Origin of the sequence: Streptomyces flavofungini (genome assembly GCF_014650815.1) — a bacterium.
In the GTDB taxonomy this organism is placed as follows: domain Bacteria; phylum Actinomycetota; class Actinomycetes; order Streptomycetales; family Streptomycetaceae; genus Streptomyces; species Streptomyces flavofungini.
Map to the genome: position 1 here is coordinate 224,678 of NZ_BMVR01000006.1, position 16,883 is coordinate 241,560.

General features: G+C 73.9%; 14 protein-coding genes. 5 read left to right on the forward strand and 9 right to left on the reverse strand.

All coding sequences use genetic code 11. From position 1 onward, the window contains the following. Positions 1-62: 62 nt before the first annotated feature. From IE274_RS17495 to IE274_RS17505, 3 genes are read right to left on the reverse strand one after another with little or no spacing between them, the layout of a single operon-like run. Positions 63-491, reverse strand: coding sequence for a hypothetical protein (locus IE274_RS17495; protein WP_190116709.1), 429 nt, complete (start codon positions 489-491; stop codon positions 63-65). Positions 492-546: 55 nt separating this feature from the next. Beyond that, on the reverse strand, positions 547-2,628 hold the full coding sequence (locus IE274_RS39515) for an SWIM zinc finger family protein (RefSeq protein ID WP_229909617.1): 2,082 nt from the start codon (positions 2,626-2,628) through the stop codon (positions 547-549). Then, positions 2,625-5,771, reverse strand: a complete 3,147-nt coding sequence (locus IE274_RS17505) for an SCO1167/SCO6262 family helicase (protein ID WP_190116710.1) — start codon at positions 5,769-5,771, stop codon at positions 2,625-2,627. The genes IE274_RS39515 and IE274_RS17505 overlap by 4 nt, the downstream gene beginning before the upstream one ends. Positions 5,772-6,045: 274 nt before the next feature. On the opposite strand from IE274_RS17505, the gene IE274_RS17510 reads away from it, so the two are divergent. The 5 genes from IE274_RS17510 to IE274_RS17530 all read left to right on the forward strand — a co-directional run bounded on the left by IE274_RS17510 (position 6,046) and on the right by IE274_RS17530 (position 10,448). Then, positions 6,046-7,005, forward strand: a complete 960-nt coding sequence (locus tag IE274_RS17510) for a metallophosphoesterase family protein (protein ID WP_190116711.1) — start codon at positions 6,046-6,048, stop codon at positions 7,003-7,005. Between the two features lie 21 nt (positions 7,006-7,026). Next, positions 7,027-8,409, forward strand: a complete 1,383-nt coding sequence (locus IE274_RS17515; protein WP_229909618.1) for an MFS transporter — start codon at positions 7,027-7,029, stop codon at positions 8,407-8,409. Further along, positions 8,406-9,413: a TolB family protein gene (locus IE274_RS17520; protein WP_190116712.1), complete on the forward strand. Its 1,008-nt coding sequence runs from the start codon at positions 8,406-8,408 to the stop codon at positions 9,411-9,413. Before IE274_RS17515 ends, IE274_RS17520 begins: the two co-directional genes overlap by 4 nt. Positions 9,414-9,510: 97 nt before the next feature. Continuing rightward, a complete protein-coding gene (locus tag IE274_RS17525) occupies positions 9,511-9,963 on the forward strand; it encodes a RidA family protein (protein ID WP_190116713.1) in 453 nt (150 codons plus the stop codon). After that, positions 9,960-10,448 (forward strand): GNAT family N-acetyltransferase, encoded by a 489-nt coding sequence (locus IE274_RS17530; protein WP_190116714.1) that lies wholly within the window; start codon positions 9,960-9,962, stop codon positions 10,446-10,448. Before IE274_RS17525 ends, IE274_RS17530 begins: the two co-directional genes overlap by 4 nt. Here IE274_RS17530 and IE274_RS17535 read toward each other — a convergent pair. The 6 genes from IE274_RS17535 to IE274_RS17560 form a co-directional block, all read right to left on the reverse strand. After that, complete coding sequence (locus tag IE274_RS17535) at positions 10,430-11,473, reverse strand: glycoside hydrolase family 6 protein (protein ID WP_190117045.1); 1,044 nt, start codon at positions 11,471-11,473, stop codon at positions 10,430-10,432. The genes IE274_RS17530 and IE274_RS17535 overlap by 19 nt on opposite strands. A 182-nt stretch (positions 11,474-11,655) precedes the next feature. After that, positions 11,656-12,183, reverse strand: a complete 528-nt coding sequence (locus IE274_RS17540; protein WP_190116715.1) for a hypothetical protein — start codon at positions 12,181-12,183, stop codon at positions 11,656-11,658. A 110-nt stretch (positions 12,184-12,293) separates the two neighbouring features. After that, positions 12,294-12,623: a hypothetical protein gene (locus tag IE274_RS17545; protein ID WP_190116716.1), complete on the reverse strand. Its 330-nt coding sequence runs from the start codon at positions 12,621-12,623 to the stop codon at positions 12,294-12,296. Positions 12,624-12,824: 201 nt separating this feature from the next. Next, positions 12,825-13,781, reverse strand: a complete 957-nt coding sequence (pip, locus tag IE274_RS17550) for a prolyl aminopeptidase (RefSeq protein ID WP_190116717.1) — start codon at positions 13,779-13,781, stop codon at positions 12,825-12,827. Positions 13,782-13,847: 66 nt separating this feature from the next. After that, positions 13,848-15,377 (reverse strand): YfcC family protein, encoded by a 1,530-nt coding sequence (locus IE274_RS17555; RefSeq protein WP_190116718.1) that lies wholly within the window; start codon positions 15,375-15,377, stop codon positions 13,848-13,850. Beyond that, complete coding sequence (locus IE274_RS17560) at positions 15,374-16,756, reverse strand: M20/M25/M40 family metallo-hydrolase (protein WP_190116719.1); 1,383 nt, start codon at positions 16,754-16,756, stop codon at positions 15,374-15,376. Before IE274_RS17560 ends, IE274_RS17555 begins: the two co-directional genes overlap by 4 nt. Positions 16,757-16,883 lie beyond the last annotated feature (127 nt).

Genomic DNA, 16,883 nt, shown 5'->3' on the forward strand with positions numbered 1-16,883 from the left:
GCCGGGAACTCGCCCCCTGCGTGGCGTGCGCCTACAGCCCGGCGCGCCGGGCGCCCGCCGACCTAACCGAGCGTGACGTCGCCCACGGTGTGGGCCTGGATGACGTTCCCGTGCTGCACGCCGCCACTGATGCTGTTGCGCACGACTCCGCCCCGCCCCTCCTCGCCCCCGTCCGGCGTCAACTCGTCGAGCAGCACCCGCAGTTCGGCGGCGGCCTCGGGGTCGTCGCGCAGCGCGCGCCGCATCCGGTTGCGCCACTCGGCCTGTACGTCGGCGGCGGTGTCCGCGTCGTCGGCGTCCCGCGCGGCGACCAACTCCTCGCGCGCCTCGTCGAGTTCACCGGCGACCACACCGCCGTCGCCGCCCTCCGCCCGCCGCCGCGTGAAGAACCCGACGACCCGCTCCCGCGCGCTCGCCCACCCGTCTCCCACCATCGACTGCACGAGCGCCGTAGCTCCGGCCGCCGCGAGGGCGGTCAACTCTGCGTCCACGGGGTCTCCTTCGTCGCCGCTGCTGCTGGAGAGTCCACGGTAGCGGCCGTCGGTGTCAGGAGCCGAGCAGACTCGTGAGGGCTCCCACCGGGTCCTCGTCGGCGGGGCCGTCCGGCCACCAGTCGGCCCGGCCGGTGTGCGGCTCGGCGCGGTAGGGGTACCAGCGGCCGTCGTGGCCGTAGCGGAGCTGGTGGGTGCCGGTCGGGTCCGTGAGGTGGTTGCGGTGGATCGTCATGCGGGGCAGATCCGCGGCGGTGAGGGCGCCCCTGGCGCGGTCGAAGGGGCCCGCCGGTGGGTCCCAGGGGGACTCCAGGACCGCCAGGCCCTCCTCGCCGCCCTGCCGCCAGGCCGCCGCCGCGCGGGACAGGTCGGCGGGGGCACGGCCCACCGACGCGGCCAGCGCCGCGAATTGGCGGCTGAACGTCCGGCGGCCCGTCAGGCCGGGGTGGGAGGCGGCGAGCCGCACCGCGTCCAGCCAGGGGTCGGCCGCGAACGGGGACGCGCCCCACCGCAGGTACGCGTGCGCCCGCGCCGCCGCGTCCGTCGCCAGGAACTCCAACGCCGTAGGGTCCGGCGCGCCCGGCACGGCGGGGAGCACGGGCGGCTCACCGGGGCGCGGCGGGACGGGGAAAGGGGGTGGCAGCGGGGGACGGTGGTCGGTGGTCAGGGCTTCCCGGGCGGGGGTGCCGGGGAGGGAGGGTGAGGGGGGCGATGGGGGTGCGAGGGGGGCTGCCGCGGGGAGCTCGGGGTGCTCGGGGAGCGGTGCGGAGGTGTCTTGCGGTGGGGAGGACGGCTCGCCCGTCACGGCTGAGGGCAGCTCGCCCGTCGCGGTGAAGGACGGCTTGCTCATCGCGGCTGAGGACAGCTTGCCCGTCACGGCTGAGGACAGGTCGCCCGTCGCGGTGAAGGACGGCTCGCCCGTCACGGCTGAGGACAGCTCGCCCGTCACGGCTGAGGACAGCTCGCCCGTCACGGCTGAGGACAGCTCGCCCGTCGCGGTGAAGGACGGCTTGCTCATCGCGGCTGAGGACAGCTCGCCCGTCGCGGCTGAGGACAGGTCGCCCGTTGACTCGTCGGGCAGGGGGTTCTTCGCGGTGTGCGGTGCGGCGGACGTGGCGCTTTCCGTCTGGTGGCGGGGCGGCAGGCCGGTCGGCTCGGTGGGGGCCGGTCGGCGGATGGCGTTGCGGGCCACGTCGGACGGGCGGGGGGTGGTGCGGGGCGTGGCCTTCGGGCGCGGGGCGTCGGCCGCCGCGGGCGCCGGGCGGGCGGCGGCGCGCGCCGTGGGCGTCGAGGGGGCGGCGGCGCCCGCCTCGGCCACCGGACGGATGGCCTTCCGCGCCGCGTCCGACGGGCGGACGGCCCTGCGCGCCTCGTCCGCCACGCGGCTGCCGTCGTCCGCCTCGGCCACAGGACGGACGGCCTCGGCCCGCGCGCGCCCGCCGTCGTCCCCCGAAGTCGCCGCAGGCGTGGCCCCGGGCATCGGCGGTTCCCCGTCCGGGCCGGGCCGGGGCGCCGCAGAGCCCGGCCGGGCCTCCCACGCCCCCCGGCGCGCGTCACGCCGCGACAGCTCGTCCAGCACCCGCGACTCCTCCGCCCCCCGCACCAGGAGCAGCACGAACGGGTCGGCGTCCAGGATGCGGGCCGCCTGGTAGGTGAGGGCCGCGGCGTGCTTGCAGGGGTGGCTGCGGTCGGGGCAGGTGCAGGTGGGGACGAGGTCGCCGTGGCCGGGGAGGAGGGGGACGTCGGTGCGGGTGGCGGTGGTGGTGAGGGCGTGGGGCATGTCGTGGGTGAGGAGGGCCGCGAGGTGCCCGGGGTCGGCGACGGCCGCGTCCAGGAAGCGGTCCCAGTCGGCGGGGGCGAGGGTGCGCATGCGGAGTTCGGTGCGGTAGGGGCGGGGGCGGCTGCCGTGGACGTACGCGGTGATGCGGCCCGGCGCGACGGTGATCGTGTCGACGTGGCCCTCGCGGGCGTACGCGCGGCCGCGGGCGAGGCGGGCCGGGTCGAGGGCCGAGTCCTCCAGGGCGGCGATCCACGCCTCGCCCCACCAGGTGGAAGCGAACGGCGCCTCGGGGTCGGTACGGGGCGGGAGCGCGGGGAACACGCGGGAGCGGGCGCCGCCGCCCAGGGCGGGGCTCATCGCGCCCTCCGCAACGTCACCAGGTCGGACAGCTCCGCGTCGGACAGTTCGGTGAGGGCCGCCTCGCCGCCGTCGCCGAGCACCGCGTCCGCCAACGCCTGCTTCGCGGCGAGGAGTTCGGCGATGCGGTCCTCGACGGTGCCCTCGGTGATGAGGCGGTGGACCTGGACGGGCTGGGTCTGGCCGATGCGGTACGCGCGGTCGGTGGCCTGGTCCTCGACGGCGGGGTTCCACCAGCGGTCGTAGTGGACGACGTGGCTCGCCCGGGTCAGGTTCAGGCCGGTGCCCGCCGCCTTGAGGGAGAGCAGGAAGACCGGGACCTCGCCCGCCTGGAAGCGGTCCACCATCGCCTCGCGCGCGGCCACCGGCGTACCGCCGTGCAGGAGTTGGGTGGGTACGCCGCGCGCGCCGAGGTGGGCTTCGAGGAGCCGCGCCATCTCGACGTACTGGGTGAAGACGAGCACGGAGGCGCCCTCGGAGAGGATCGTGTCGAGGAGTTCGTCGAGGAGGTCGAGCTTGCCGGAGCGGGCGCGGCCCACGTTGGTGGCGCCGTCCTTGAGGTACTGCGCGGGGTGGTTGCAGATCTGTTTGAGGGCCATGAGCAGCTTCATGACCAGGCCGCGGCGGGCGATGCCGTCGGCGGCCTCGATGCGGGCGAGGGTCTCGCGCACGACCGCCTGGTAGAGCGCGGTCTGTTCGCGGGTGAGGGGCGCGGGGTGGTCGCTCTCCGTCTTCGGGGGCAGTTCGGGGGCGATGCCCGGGTCGGACTTCTTGCGGCGCAGCAGGAAGGGGCGGACGAGCCGGGCGAGGCGGGCCACGGCCTCGTCGCTCTCGGCGGAGCCGCCGGTCTCGGCGAGGCGGGCGTGCCGGGCGCGGAACGCCTTGAGCGGGCCGAGCAGGCCGGGGGTCGTCCAGTCGAGGAGGGCCCACAGCTCGGACAGGTTGTTCTCGACGGGCGTGCCGGTGAGGGCGACCCGCGCCGCCGCGGGGATGGTGCGCAGCGCCTTGGCCGTGGCCGCGTGCGGGTTCTTCACGTGCTGCGCCTCGTCGGCGACGACCAGGTCCCAGTCGTGGGCGGCGAGTTCGGCGGCGCTGGTGCGCATCGTGCCGTACGTGGTGAGGACGATGGCACCGTCGGGGACGTCGTCGAGGCTGCGCCCGGAGCCGTGGAAGCGGCGTACGGGGACGTGCGGGGCGAAGCGTTCGATCTCGCGCTGCCAGTTGCCGAGCAGGGAGGTGGGGCAGACGACGAGGGTCGGTGCGGGGCGGGCCCGGTGCAGGTGCAGGGCGATGATGGTGACGGTCTTGCCGAGGCCCATGTCGTCGGCGAGGCAGCCGCCGAGGCCGAGCGCGGTCATGCGGTCGAGCCAGGCGAGGCCGCGGAGTTGGTAGTCGCGCAGGGTGGCCTTGAGGGCGGGCGGCTGCGGGACGGGCCGCGGCTCGCCGGTGAGGCGTTCGCGCAGGTGGGCGAGGGCGCCGGTGGGTACGGCGGGGACGCGTTCGCCGTCCACGTCGGCGGCGCCGGTGAGCGCGACGGTGAGGGCGTCGACGGGGTCGAGCAGGCCGAGGTCGCGCTTGCGGGCCTTGCGGACCAGCCCGGGGTCGACGAGGACCCACTGGTCGCGGAGCCGCACGATGGGACGGTGGGCCTCGGCGAGGGCGTCCATCTCGGCCTCGGTGAGCGGGCCGCCGCCCTCGGACCCGGCCTCGCCCTGGTCCGGGCCGAGCGCCAACTGCCAGCGGAATTCGAGCAGTTGCTCGGTCTTGAAGAAGTCGAAGTTGTCGGCGGCGGTGCCCGGCGCGGGCCGCACCACGGCGGTCGCGGTCAGCTCGCGGGACAGCTCCCGCGGCCAGTGCACATCGACCCCGGCCGCGCCGAGCCGGGTCGCGGTGGCGCCCAGGAGGTCGTACAGCTCCGCCTCGGTGAGCGGCAGCACGTCGGGACGAGGCCGGTCGAGGAGGCGGCCGAGCGGCGGCCAGACGCGGGCGGCCCGGCGGACCGCGAGCAGCGTCTGGGCCTTGGCGCGCGGCCCGAAGTGCTCGGCGCCCGCCCAGAGCAGGGCGGCGTCGACGACGAGAGTGGGGTCGGCGAGGCTGTGCACCTGGAGCACGGCGGCAGCGGCCCCGGCGGCTCCGGCACCCCCACCGGCCCCGCCGCCCCCGGCCCCGCCGCCCCCTTCGCCCACTCCGGTCCCCACCCCCACCCCCTCTTGCTCCCCGTCGAACAAGTCCCGCGCCCGCAGGTCCACCCGCACCGACACCCGCACCCCCGCGTCCTGCCCGGCGGCCACCTCCGCCGCCCACTCGCGCGCCCCGGGCAGCGGCTGCGGGACGCGGGCGGCGAAGGGCGCGCCGACGGCGTACGCGGCGGCGGGGGTGCGCGGCAGTACGTCGACGACGGCGTCGACGAACGCCCTGACCAGCGCGTACGGCTCGGGCAGCAGCAACGGCGGGCGGGCCCCCGGCAGCGGTACGGCGTGCGCCTCCGGGGGCAGGGCGGCGGCGATGGCCCGCAGGTGCGCGACGTCCTCGGTGCCGAGCGGCCCGGCCCGCCACGCGTCCACGTCGGCGCCGGTCAGGCCGGGCAGGAGCTTGCCGCGGGCGGCCAGGTGGAGGGCGTGCCGGGCGGCGGCCGCCCAGCAGGCGGCGGTGGGGTGCGCGGCGAGGTGCGCGGAGGCGCGGGCTCGGGCCGCCCCGCCGACGGAGGCGCGGGCGCGGTCCGCCCCACCGGACGCAGCACCACCAGCGACCGCCCCACCCGAGGCAACCCCACCCGACGCAGCCCCACCCCCGCCCTCGAAGGCACGACCACCCCCCAGCAACACCTCGACCCCCACCCCCACCGGCGCGAACAACGCAGGCACAACCCGCCTGCGCACCCCCGCACCATGGCGGCGCACGACGGTCATCTCACCCCGGCCCAGCACCCCCGCGCCCGCCACGCCCCCCGCATCGCACACGTCGGGCAGCTCCCCGCCGTCCGGCCGCCACCACGCGAGCACGCCCTCCCGGGGCACGTCCGCGGGCAGGAAGACGACCGCGCAACTACGTACGAGCTCGGCGAGCGCGGCACTGTCGGCGGCGGGTCCGGCGACGACGCGGCGGGTGCCGTCAGAGGCAACCCCGGCACCCGCCGCCGTCATCGCCACCACCTCGCACACCCCTCGTCCATCGCTCAGGCACGTGCCCGCACACGCGCCCCTCGGCTCCCACCGCCACCCTAAAGCGACCCCGCGCCCCGCCCCGCCCCCGAGCCCGCCCGCGCGCCCCCGGCGAGCTCTCACCCCCTCGGTAGGAAAGTTTCCTAACAATTATGGTCCACGATATTGACGCGCACATGCCGCCTCGCCACCATTCCTGAAACGGAATCTCCCGCACCCCACGCGACACCCCCCCCCACGCGATCAGGAGACGGACATGCCGAGCACCCCCGGTATCACCGAGACCATCCCCAACTCCCGCACAAAGAAGGCCCGTTGGGCCATCCCGGCCGCCACGGCGACCGCGCTCGCCGTCGTCGGCGGCGTGCTCCTGTGGTCGCCGGCCGACGAGGCGGACGCCGCGGCCACGCCCCAGGGCGCCTTCTCCGCCGTGGCCGTGGGCGACATCGCCGAGCAGTGCACCAAGAGCGACAGCGACTGCGCGCACCCGAAGACGGCCGCGCTCGTCAAGCAGCTCAACCCGCAGTTCGTGATGACGATGGGCGACAACCAGTACGACGACGCGCGCCTGAAGGACTTCCAGAAGTACTACGCGACCACCTGGGGCGCCTTCAAGGACAAGACCAAGCCCGTGCCGGGCAACCACGAGACGTACGACCCGGCGGGCCCGCTCAAGGGCTACAAGTCCTACTTCGGGTCGATCGCCTACCCGAACGGCAAGAGCTACTACAGCTACGACCAGGGCAACTGGCACTTCATCGCCCTGGACTCCAACAGCTTCGACAGCAGCTCGCAGATCGACTGGCTGAAGAAGGACCTCGCCGCGAACTCCAAGAAGTGCGTGGCCGCGTACTGGCACCACCCGCTGTTCTCCTCCGGCGAGCACGGCAACAACCCGGTCGGCAAGCCGGTCTGGAAGCTGCTCGACGACGCGAAGGCGGAGCTGGTCCTCGGCGGCCACGACCACCACTACGAGCGGTTCGCGCCGCAGAAGTCGAACGGCTCCGCCGACTCGGGCGGCATCGTCGAGATCCTCGCCGGCACGGGCGGAGCGAACCCGTACAAGATCGAGGAGGTCCAGCCCAACAGCCAGAAGCGGATCACCAACACCTTCGGCGTCGTGAAACTCGACTTCACCGACACGGGCTTCTCCTGGAAGCTGATCGGCACGGACGGGTCGACGAAGGACAGCAGCCCGTCGTACAACTGCCGCTGACCCGGACCGGGTGCAGCGCAGATGTATCTGGCCACCACGGACGCGGTCGCCAAGGCCAAGGACAAGAAGGCCAAGGACAAGGGCGGGGACGCCGGCAAGGGCGCGGGCAGGGGCAAGGGGCGCGGGCGCGTCACCGGTCCCGTCCTCGCGCTCGGCGTCGTCAGCCTCGTCACCGACATCTCCTCGGAGATGGTCGCGGCGGTGCTCCCGCTGTACTTCGTCCTCGGCCTCGGCCTGTCCCCGCTCCAGTTCGGTTTCCTCGACGGTCTCTACAACGGCGCCACGGCGTTCGTACGGCTCCTCGGCGGGTACGCGGCCGACCGCGGCGGGCGGCACAAGCTCGTCGCGGGCTCCGGCTATCTGCTGTCGGCGCTGTCCCGGCTGGGGCTGCTGCTCGCGGGCGGTGCCACGGCCGGGATCGGGGCGGCGATCGCCGCGGACCGCCTCGGCAAGGGCGTGCGGACGGCGCCACGGGACGCGCTGATCTCGCTGAGCAGTCCGCCCGACGGGCTCGGCCGGGCGTTCGGCGTGCACCGGGCGATGGACACGACGGGTGCGCTGCTCGGCCCGCTCGCGGCGTTCGCCCTGCTGTGGGTGACGGCGGACGCGTACGACGCGGTGTTCGTCGTCAGCTTCTGCTTCGGGCTCTTCGGGGTGCTGCTGCTGGTGGCGTTCGTGCCGGGCCGGGCGGCGCTGCCCGTGGCGCCGCCCGGCCCGGGCCCCGCGGCCCGCCCCCGCAAGGCCCTCACGCTCCTGCGGATCCCGGCCTTCCGCCGCGTCTGCGCCGCCGCCGCGCTGCTCGGCGCGGCGACGGTCGGCGACGCCTTCCTCTATCTGCTGCTCCAGCGGCGCCTGGACTTCGCGGAGAGCTGGTTCCCGCTGCTCCCGCTCGGTACGGCGGCGGTGTATCTGCTGCTCGCCGTGCCGGTGGGGCGGCTCGCCGACCGCGTCGGCCGCCGGGGCCCGTTCCTCGCGGGGCACGGCGCGCTGCTCGCCGCGTACGTCCTGCTGCTCCTGCCCACCGGCGGCCGGGCGCTGCTCATCGGGGTGCTCCTTGCGCTCGGCGTGTTCTACGCCGCGACCGACGGCGTCCTGATGGCGCTGGCCACGCCGTGTCTGCCGGAGGGGCGTCGAGCCAGCGGCATGGCGGTGCTCCAGACCGGCCAGGCGCTCAGCCGCCTGCTCGCCTCGGCGGGGTTCGGCGCGGCCTGGACGCTGTGGGGCATCGGTGCGGCCCTGACGTGCGCCGCGCTGGCGTTGACGGTGGCGGTCGCGGGCGGGGCGGCGCTGCTGCGGTCGACGGAGGGCACGCCGGCCCCCGCCGTACCGGCACCGGCACCGGGCGCTGAAGATCCGCACGCGCCGCCGGAGAAACCCCACGCACCCCCGGAAGGCACCTCATGACCCTCACTCCGCCCGAGGCCTCCACCCGCCTGCGCGTCATCTCCATCGTGGCGGCCGCCGCCGTGCTCGCCGCCGTCGCCGTCACGTACACCGTGCGCGCCGTGCACCGGGCCGAACCGATCGCCTCCAGTTCGGAGTTCGCCCTCGACCCCGGCCACCTCTACTTCCGCTCGACGCAAGCGGGAGCGGGCCGCGTCGCCCGCCTCCCCGCGTCCGGTACCGGCCCCCGCACCCCCAACGGCCCGTCCTGCGAACGCTTCTACGCCGCCGGGGGCACCGCCCTGTGCCTGCTGCGCCGCCCCGGCATCCCGCCGAAGTCGTACGCCGTGGTCCTCGACGAGCGGCTGCGCGAGAAGCGGCGCGTCGCCCTCACCGGCATCCCGAACCGGGCGCGGGTCTCGGCGTCCGGCCGGATGCTGTCGTGGACGATGTTCGCCACCGGCGACTCCTACGCGGGCGGCAGCTCGTCCTTCTCCACCCGCACCTCGATCCTGGACACCCGCACCGGCTACCTGGTCAAGAACATGGAGGAGATCCCCCTCACCCTCGACGGCCGCCGCTACCACTCCCCCGACGTCAACTACTGGGGCGTCACCTTCGCCCGCGACGACAACCGCTTCTACGCCACCGTCTCGACGAAGGGCAAGACGTACCTGGTCCAGGGCGACATGCGGAAGTGGACGGCCCGCGCCCTGCGCGAGAACGCCGAGTGCCCGTCCCTCTCTCCCGACAACACCCGCGTCGCCTTCAAGAAGCGGGTCCGCGGCGGCACGAAGAACCCCTGGCGCCTGTACGTCCTCGACCTGCGCACCATGCGCGAGCGGCCGCTCGCCGAACACCGCAACGTCGACGACCAGGCGGCGTGGCTGGACGACGACACCCTGGCGTACGCCCTGCCGGGCCGCGACGGCCGCAAGCAGGACATCTGGACGACACCGGCGGACGGCTCCGGCCGCCCCGAGCTCCGGGTACCGGGCGCCAGTTCCCCGTCCCAGGTGCGCTGACCCCGACAGCACTGAGCCCGGCACGGGCGACGACCACCGGGTGGGCGCCCCCGAAATCCGGATGCGCCCACCCCGCCCGGCACCGCACGATGCCCCCATGACCACCGAACCCGTCCCCACCGCCCCCACCACCCCCGTCCGTCGCACCGTCGTGCCCGGTCTCTTCCCGCCTCCCGGATACGCCCACGCGGCCGTCGTGGAAGCCGGTACTCGCCTCGCGTTCATGGCCGGTTCCGTCCCCCTGGACGCCGACGGGAACCTCGTCGGGGAGAACGACCCGGTCCACCAGACACAGCAGGTCATCGCCAATCTCGACGAGGCCCTGCGCGCCATCGGCAGCGAGCTGTCGCAGGTGGTGGCGAGCACGGTGTACGTCGTCGGGGACGAGCCCGGGGTGCTGTCGCGGGTGTGGGACGTGGTCCGCGCGTCCGGTCTCCTCGCCGAACGCCCGCACACCTCGACGCTCCTCGGCGTGACCGTCCTCGGCTACCCCGGCCAGCTGGTGGAGATCACCGTCACGGCCGTCGTGCCCGCCGGGGCGGACGCGTGAACCCCCCGGCCGCCACCGTCACGCTGCGCCCCGCCACCGAGGCGGACGCGCGCGCCGTGGCCGACGTCTACCTGCGCTCGTACGACGCCGCGCTGCCGACCGTGCGCCGGGCGCACTCCGACGACGAGGTCCGGGACTTCTTCCGGTACGTGGTGGTGGGGCGGGGCGGCACATGGGTGGCGGAGGCGGCGGGCGAGGTGGTCGGCATGATGGTCCTGGAGGCCCCCGCGCCACAACACGGCCCCGAGCGGACCGAACTGAGCCAGCTCTACCTGTCCCCCGACTGGCGCGGCCGAGGCATCGGCGACCGCTTCGTCGCCCTGGCGAAGGAGCGCAGCCCCACCGGCCTCTCCCTGCACACCTTCCAGGTCAACGAGCCCGCGCACCGCTTCTACGATCGCCACGGCTTCACGGCGGACCGCTGGACGGACGGCGCGGACAACGAGGAGCGCGAGCCGGACGTCCGCTACGTCTGGCGTCCCTGAAGGCTGATGAGATACGTGCCGCGCGCCCGGACGGCGAGCCCCAGGGCGTACTCCGGCCACCACGTCCCGGCGGCGGGACCGCCCCGGCACGCACCGTCCGACTCGCCCGGCCGCTTGATCCACAGGTAGGCGTCGACGGCGGGGTCGCCGGTGCGGGTCGTGGGCGGGCTGCCGAGGGCGCGGCCGGGCGGGTTGCACCAGGCCTTGTCGTCGCCGGTGTAGGGCCCGTTGCCGTTGCGGCTGGTGTCGATCACGAAGTGCTTGCCGCCGCCGAGGGCACGGGCGAGGCGGTGGCCGTACGCCGTGCTCTCCTCGGTCGTGCGGTAGTTGGACACGTTGAGCGCGAAGCCGTCGGCCTGCTCGACCCCGGCCTGCCGCAGCGGTTCGACGAGGCGGCTCTCCTGGGGGATCCAGCTCGCGTTGCCCGCGTCGAGATAGACCTTGGCACCGGGCTGCTGCTTGAGCCGGGCCACGGCGTGCGCGAGCAGCGCGTACCGCTCGGTGGCGTCGGCCCCTTCGCACCCCGCGATCTCCTGCGCGACAGCGTCGGGTTCGACGATCACGTACGCGTCCCGCGCGCCGATCCCGCTGGCGAAGTCATCGATCCAGGCCCGGTAGTGAGCGGCGTCGCGCGCGCCCCCGGCGGAGTAGTCACCGCAGTCACGATGCGGCACGAAATAGGCGACAAGCACAGCGGTACGCCCGACAGCGGCCGCCTTCTCCACGAACCCCCGCACCACATCCCTCGTCCCGCCCACACGCCCCCCACCGCCCGCCCCGCCCACCCCCTCCTCGTAGAGCCACTCGGCCTGCGCCCGCTCCGCGATCCGCCCCATGAACCAGGCATCGGCGGCCCGCCCCCGCGCCCGCCACTCGACCACCTGCCGCGCGGCCGAGGTATCCGGATTGACCCAGAACTCCACGTCCCCCGGCACCCCACCGGCATCAGCATCCGCAGCCGCGTCGCCACCACCAAGAACAGCAAGCCCGGCCAAGGCAGCGGCACACACAACCCCCCGCCGCAGCCGGCTCCCCCGCCGACGGACAACCCCACGGGGACCGCTGGAACCGGCAGTCAGCAACACCGGACGCTCCACTCGCCAGGCACCGGCGATCCCCGGCGCGTTGCGCAGAACGTGCCCACCCGGCCACCCGGACCTCCCCGCACCCCGGGAAGATCACCCCGACGGCGGGCGCCAACGGTGATTCAGTACTGGCCGTCGACCGGAATCCAGCCGGACCACGACTCGGGCTGGTAGAACCTGCCGGTTTCGCCGTTGTAGCGCATGACCCGCAGGCGCACTTTCCCGTCTTCGCTGTAGTCCTTGTTGCAGGTCGCCCACGTGTTTGCGCCGAGCTTGTTGATGCAGACCGCGGAGGCCCGGCCGTAATCGGTGTAGATCCCGACGGCAGCGGACAGCCCGTCCTTTTCCGTGTCGCGGGACCAGACGACGTCGCCGTGGTGCTGGAAACACCCCTTGACGCCGTAGGCGGAGGCATCTCCGAGGCACGTGTCGGATGCCGCGGCGGCCTTCGGCCTTCCCGCCAGGAACGGAACCGTCGTATCCGGCGCCGGGGCGACGCCTTCAAGAATCTCCACATCCGCCGGCATCTGCACTTCCTGGAGGCCCCCCGGGGAGTCGTCAGCCGGTGCCGGCGTCGCGGTGACGGCCGTGAGCGCGAGCGCTGACGCACCAGCGAGAACGCCCAGCTTCGGATACCAGTCGACACGCATGATCCACTACCCCCGCCCCTGACCCCTGCGTCGAGGTCAGCATTTTAAATGTGAACAGGATGTGAGGTTAGTGGACCTTCGCGCACGATGGGACACATGCCGTGTCGAACTTATTGCATGACCGGCGCCCCGTCGCCCGGCTCGCCATCGGTGCTCTCGGCGAACGAGATGTCGAGAGCGCACTTCTCCGGGATCTCGGCGGCGGAGGCCGCGCACTCCGGGGAATGCGCCCCGTCGTGCCCGCCCGTCTTCGGGGCGCCCGCCTGGCGCTTGCCCGTTTCGATGCGGCCCCGCACGTCTTCGGCGGGGGCGGGCTTCGTGGCGGCGGGACCGGCGGGCCGGGAGGTGTCCGCGGCGTCCGGCGAGGACGAACAGGCCGCTGCGCCCGTCGTGGCGCACAGGACGAGTGCGGCAGAGGCCGCGACGGTACGCAAACGCATGAAGATCCCCCTACGCGGACGCTCGGACATCCGAATCATTAGTTGATCCACCTTGCCACATCGCCCGGCGCGGACAGCCGGGAAAACGTGAAGAGGCCCTGCCGGTGGGCGACTTGCGCACCGGGGAAAGAAGAAAAGGGGGAAGGGCAAAGGGAAGGGGAAGGAAAAGGGAAAGGGAAAGGCGAAAGCCCCGCAGGCTCCCTATCCCCCGGCCCGAAATCCGTCCGTGGCCCGCACCAGTGCCGCAGCCACCCCCGCCGCCCCCGCGTCGTGCCCCACGTCCTCCACGACGACCAACTCCCCGTCGCCCCAGCCCCGCTGCAGGCGCCAGGGCACGCCCAGGAGGTTCCCGAAGTCGAGGCCGCCCTGGACCACCACGCCGGGGATGCCGCGCAGGGCGCCCGCGTCCCGGAGGACCACCTCGTCCTCGCCCAGCCAGTGGCCGTGGGCGAAGTAGTGGGTGACGGTGCGGGCGAAGCCGGCGCGGAACGCGGGGTCTTCGTAGCGGGGGACGGAGCGGGGCGCGGCCATGGCGATGGCGGTCTCCCAGTCGGTCCAGGCGCGTGCGGCCCGCGCGCGGACGTCCGCGTCGGCGGCGGAGAGCAGCCGCAGGTAGGCCCCGGCGAGATCCCCGTCCCGCTCGCGTTCGGGGACGCCGGACCGGAAGGCCTCCCAGGCCTCGGGGAACACCCGCCCGAGCCCCCGGGTGAGCAGGTCGACCTCGGCCTGGCTGCCGGTGGCGAGCCCGGTGAGGACGAGCTCGGACACCCGGTCGGGGTAGGTCTGGGCGTACCGGAGGCCGAGGACCGACCCCCAGGAGGCACCCCAGACGAGCCACCGCTCGACGCGCAGGTGCCGCCGCAGGAGTTCGAGGTCGGCGAGCAGGTGCTTGGTGGTGTTGACGGACATGTCGGTGGCGGGGTCGCTCGCGTGCGGCGTGGAGCGTCCGCTGCCGCGCTGGTCGAGCAGGACGACGCGGTAGGCGTCGGGGTCGAAGTAGCGCCGGAATCCGGGGGTGCAGCCGGACCCGGGCCCGCCGTGCAGGATCACGGCGGGCTTGCCGAGCGGGTTGCCGCAGACCTCCCAGTACACGCGGTTGCCGTCGCCGACGTCGAGCATGCCGTGGTCGTACGGCTCGATCTCCGGGTAAAGACTCATCCCGGCACGGTAGCTCCCCGACGAGCCCTGACCGCACCGCGTTTGGCGGGACGCCCGGACCGCCGCTCAGGTGATCGCCGCGCCCACCGCCACGAACCCGCAGATCAGCACGAACAGGATGGCGAGCAGCGGCCACACGAACCGCAGGTACCTGTCGTAGCCGACCTTGGCGAGGGCGACGCCGCCGATCGTGACGGCCGTCGTCGGCACCCACAGGTTCATCCAGCCGCTGGCCGCGGCCCACGCGGTGACGACGACGGACCGGGGGACGTCGGCGAAGTCGGCGAGGGGCGCGAGGATCGGCATGGCGAGGGTGGCGTGCCCGGAGGTGGAGGGGATGAGGAACGCCAGCGGCAGGTTGACGAGGAACACGATGACGGCGAAGAGCCCCGACGAGGTGCCCTTCACGACCCCCTCGATCGAGTGCAGCACGGTGTCCGTGATGCGCGAATTGTTCATGATCACCGTGACTCCGCGCGCGAGCACGATGACGAGCGCGGGTGAGATGAAGTCCGCCGCCCCCTGGATGACGGTCGAGCTGAGCCGCTGCTCGCCCATGCGCGCCACCAGGCCCACGAGGACCGCCGCACACAGGAACAGGGCGGCCAACTGCGGGAAGGACCAGCCGAGTTCGAAGCCGTACGGCTGCGCGTCCGCGTCGCCGGTCAGCGCGCTGGACCACGGCACCACCGAGAAGATCATGAACGCGAAGACCAGCGCGACGACGACCAGGATCGCCTTGTGCAGTCCGGTCAGCTCGGGCACCTCGCCCGACTGCTCGGCCGCGGCCCCGTCCCGGTCGCCCGGCAGGAATCCGCTCAGGGACCGCTCGGGGTCCTGCTGTACGCGCCGGGCGTACCGGATGACGTACGCGACCGTGACAGCCGTGAGCACCAGCCACATCGCGAACCGCAGCACGATGCCGTCGCCGAGCGAGATGTCCGCCGCCGACGAGGCGACGCCGGTGGCGAAGGGGTTGACGGTGGAGCACAGCACGCCGACGCCCGCGCCCAGGATGATCGCGCCGACGGCGGTCATCCGGTCGTAGCCGAGGGCGAGCATCAGCGGCACGATCAGGCCGTAGAAGCCGAGGGTCTCCTCCGCGAAGCCCTCGACCGTGCCGAGGACGGAGAAGACGACCATGACGCCCGCGATGAGCATCGCGCCGCGCTCGCGCAGCCGGTGCGCGAGCCGCCCGATGCCCCGGTCGAGGGCGCCGGTGGCGAACACGACGGTGATGAACGCGCCGATGGCGAGGACGAAGAGGAACACGCCCGCGCTGCCGTACAGCTCGCCGACCAGGTCCGGGCCGACCTGCCCGGACTCGGTGTCCTGCACCCCGTACAGGCCGTTGACGGGGGCGAGGAAGAGGTCGTTGAGGCGGTCGACGAAGGACTGGTCGTCGGGGACGCGGTGGTAACTGCCCTGGACGGGCGCACCCTTGTCGTTGCGGTCGTAGGCCCCCGGCGGCACCAGGAACGCGAGCAGCCACACGGCGACGGTGACGATCGCGAGCACGGTCAGGGCGCTGGGGAAGGTGAACTTGCGCTCAGGCGCGGGCTCTTCGGTGCCCGGCTCGGTCGTGGTGGTGCTCACGCGTCGCTCCCGTCCGCGCCGCGAGCGGCGTACGAGGCGGCGTACTCCCGTACGAACGCGCCCATCGCGACCACCGTGTCGCGCAGCTCCGAGAGCAGCACGCGCTCGTTGGGCGCGTGCAGGTTGCACATGCTGTCCTGCGCGCCGAACAGCAGGACCTCGGCGCCGGGTGCCGCCTGCGCGAGCCCGTTGACGAGCGGGATCGAGCCGCCGGTGGCGACGTACGAGGCCTCCTCGCCCCAGGCCTCCTTGAGGGCGGTGAGCGCGGCCCGGTAGGCGGGCCCGCCGGTCGCGGCCTCGTAGCCGGGCCCGGTGTCGCCGGGCGTGACGGTCAGCGGGACGCCGAAGGGCCGCAGCGACCGCAGGTGCTCGACGAGCCGCGCCCGCGCCTGCACCGGGTCCTGCCGGGGATGGAACCGCAGGTTCAGCTTGGCGCGGGCGTACGGCACGACCGCCGACGCCGCGTGCTCCACGCCCGGCGCGTCGAGGCCGATCACGGTGATCGCGGGCCCGCTCCACAACCGCTCCCCGAGCCCTCCACTACCGATGAGCGGCATCCCTTCGCGCACGCCCGCGAGCGCCCGGAACTCCTCCTCCGTGTACGAGGTCCCGCGCCACGCCTCCCTGCGCAGCCCCTCCACCGCGACGTCCCCGTGCACGTCGTGAAGCGTGGCGAGCGCCTTGAGCAGCACGAGCAACGCGTCCGGCGCGGCGCCGCCGAACTCCCCGCTGTGCCTGGGCTCATCGAGCGTGCGCACTTCGACCAGCACCTCGGCGGCGCCGCGGAGGCCGGTGGTGAGGGTGGGGGTGCCGGGGCGGAGGTTGCCGAGGTCGGCGATGACCATGGCGTCGCAGGCGAACCGTTCGGGATCGGTGGGCGGATACCCGTCGAAGGCGCTCCCGTACTCCTCCTGCCCTTCCACCACGATCTTGATACCGACGGGCGGCCGCCCTCCGTACGCCCGCAGCATCCCGACATGGGCGATGACATTGGACTTGTCGTCGGCGATGCCGCGCGCCCGCAGCCCACCGCCCTCCCCGTCGACGGGCGTCGGCTCGAAGGGCGGCGACCGCCACAGCTTCTCGTCGCCGGGCGGCTGGACGTCGTAGTGCCCGTAGAGCAGCACGGTCGGCGCGCCGGGATCCGGCGGCGGGATCTCGCCGTAGACGACCGGCGCGGTGTCCGGCAGGTCGAGGCGCTCGACGCGGGGCACACCGGCGTCGCGCAGCAGCCCCGCGACCATGTCGTGCGCCTCCTCGACGGGCCCGTCCGGGAACCCGGGAAAGGCGATGGAGGGGATCTCGGCGAGGCGTACGAGGTCGGCGCGCAGGCCGTCCATCAGTCCGTCGACCGTGGTGGCGAGCTCTTCGGGCGTCATGGGCAGCACCTCTGAGGCATGAGCGAGAAGGAGTGACGATTTACGGCGAATAGCCCGAATTATCGAGCGCGGCGGCTCGCGGATTCCGGACGGCTCGCCGGGCAGCCGGGCTCCCCGCACCGATGCC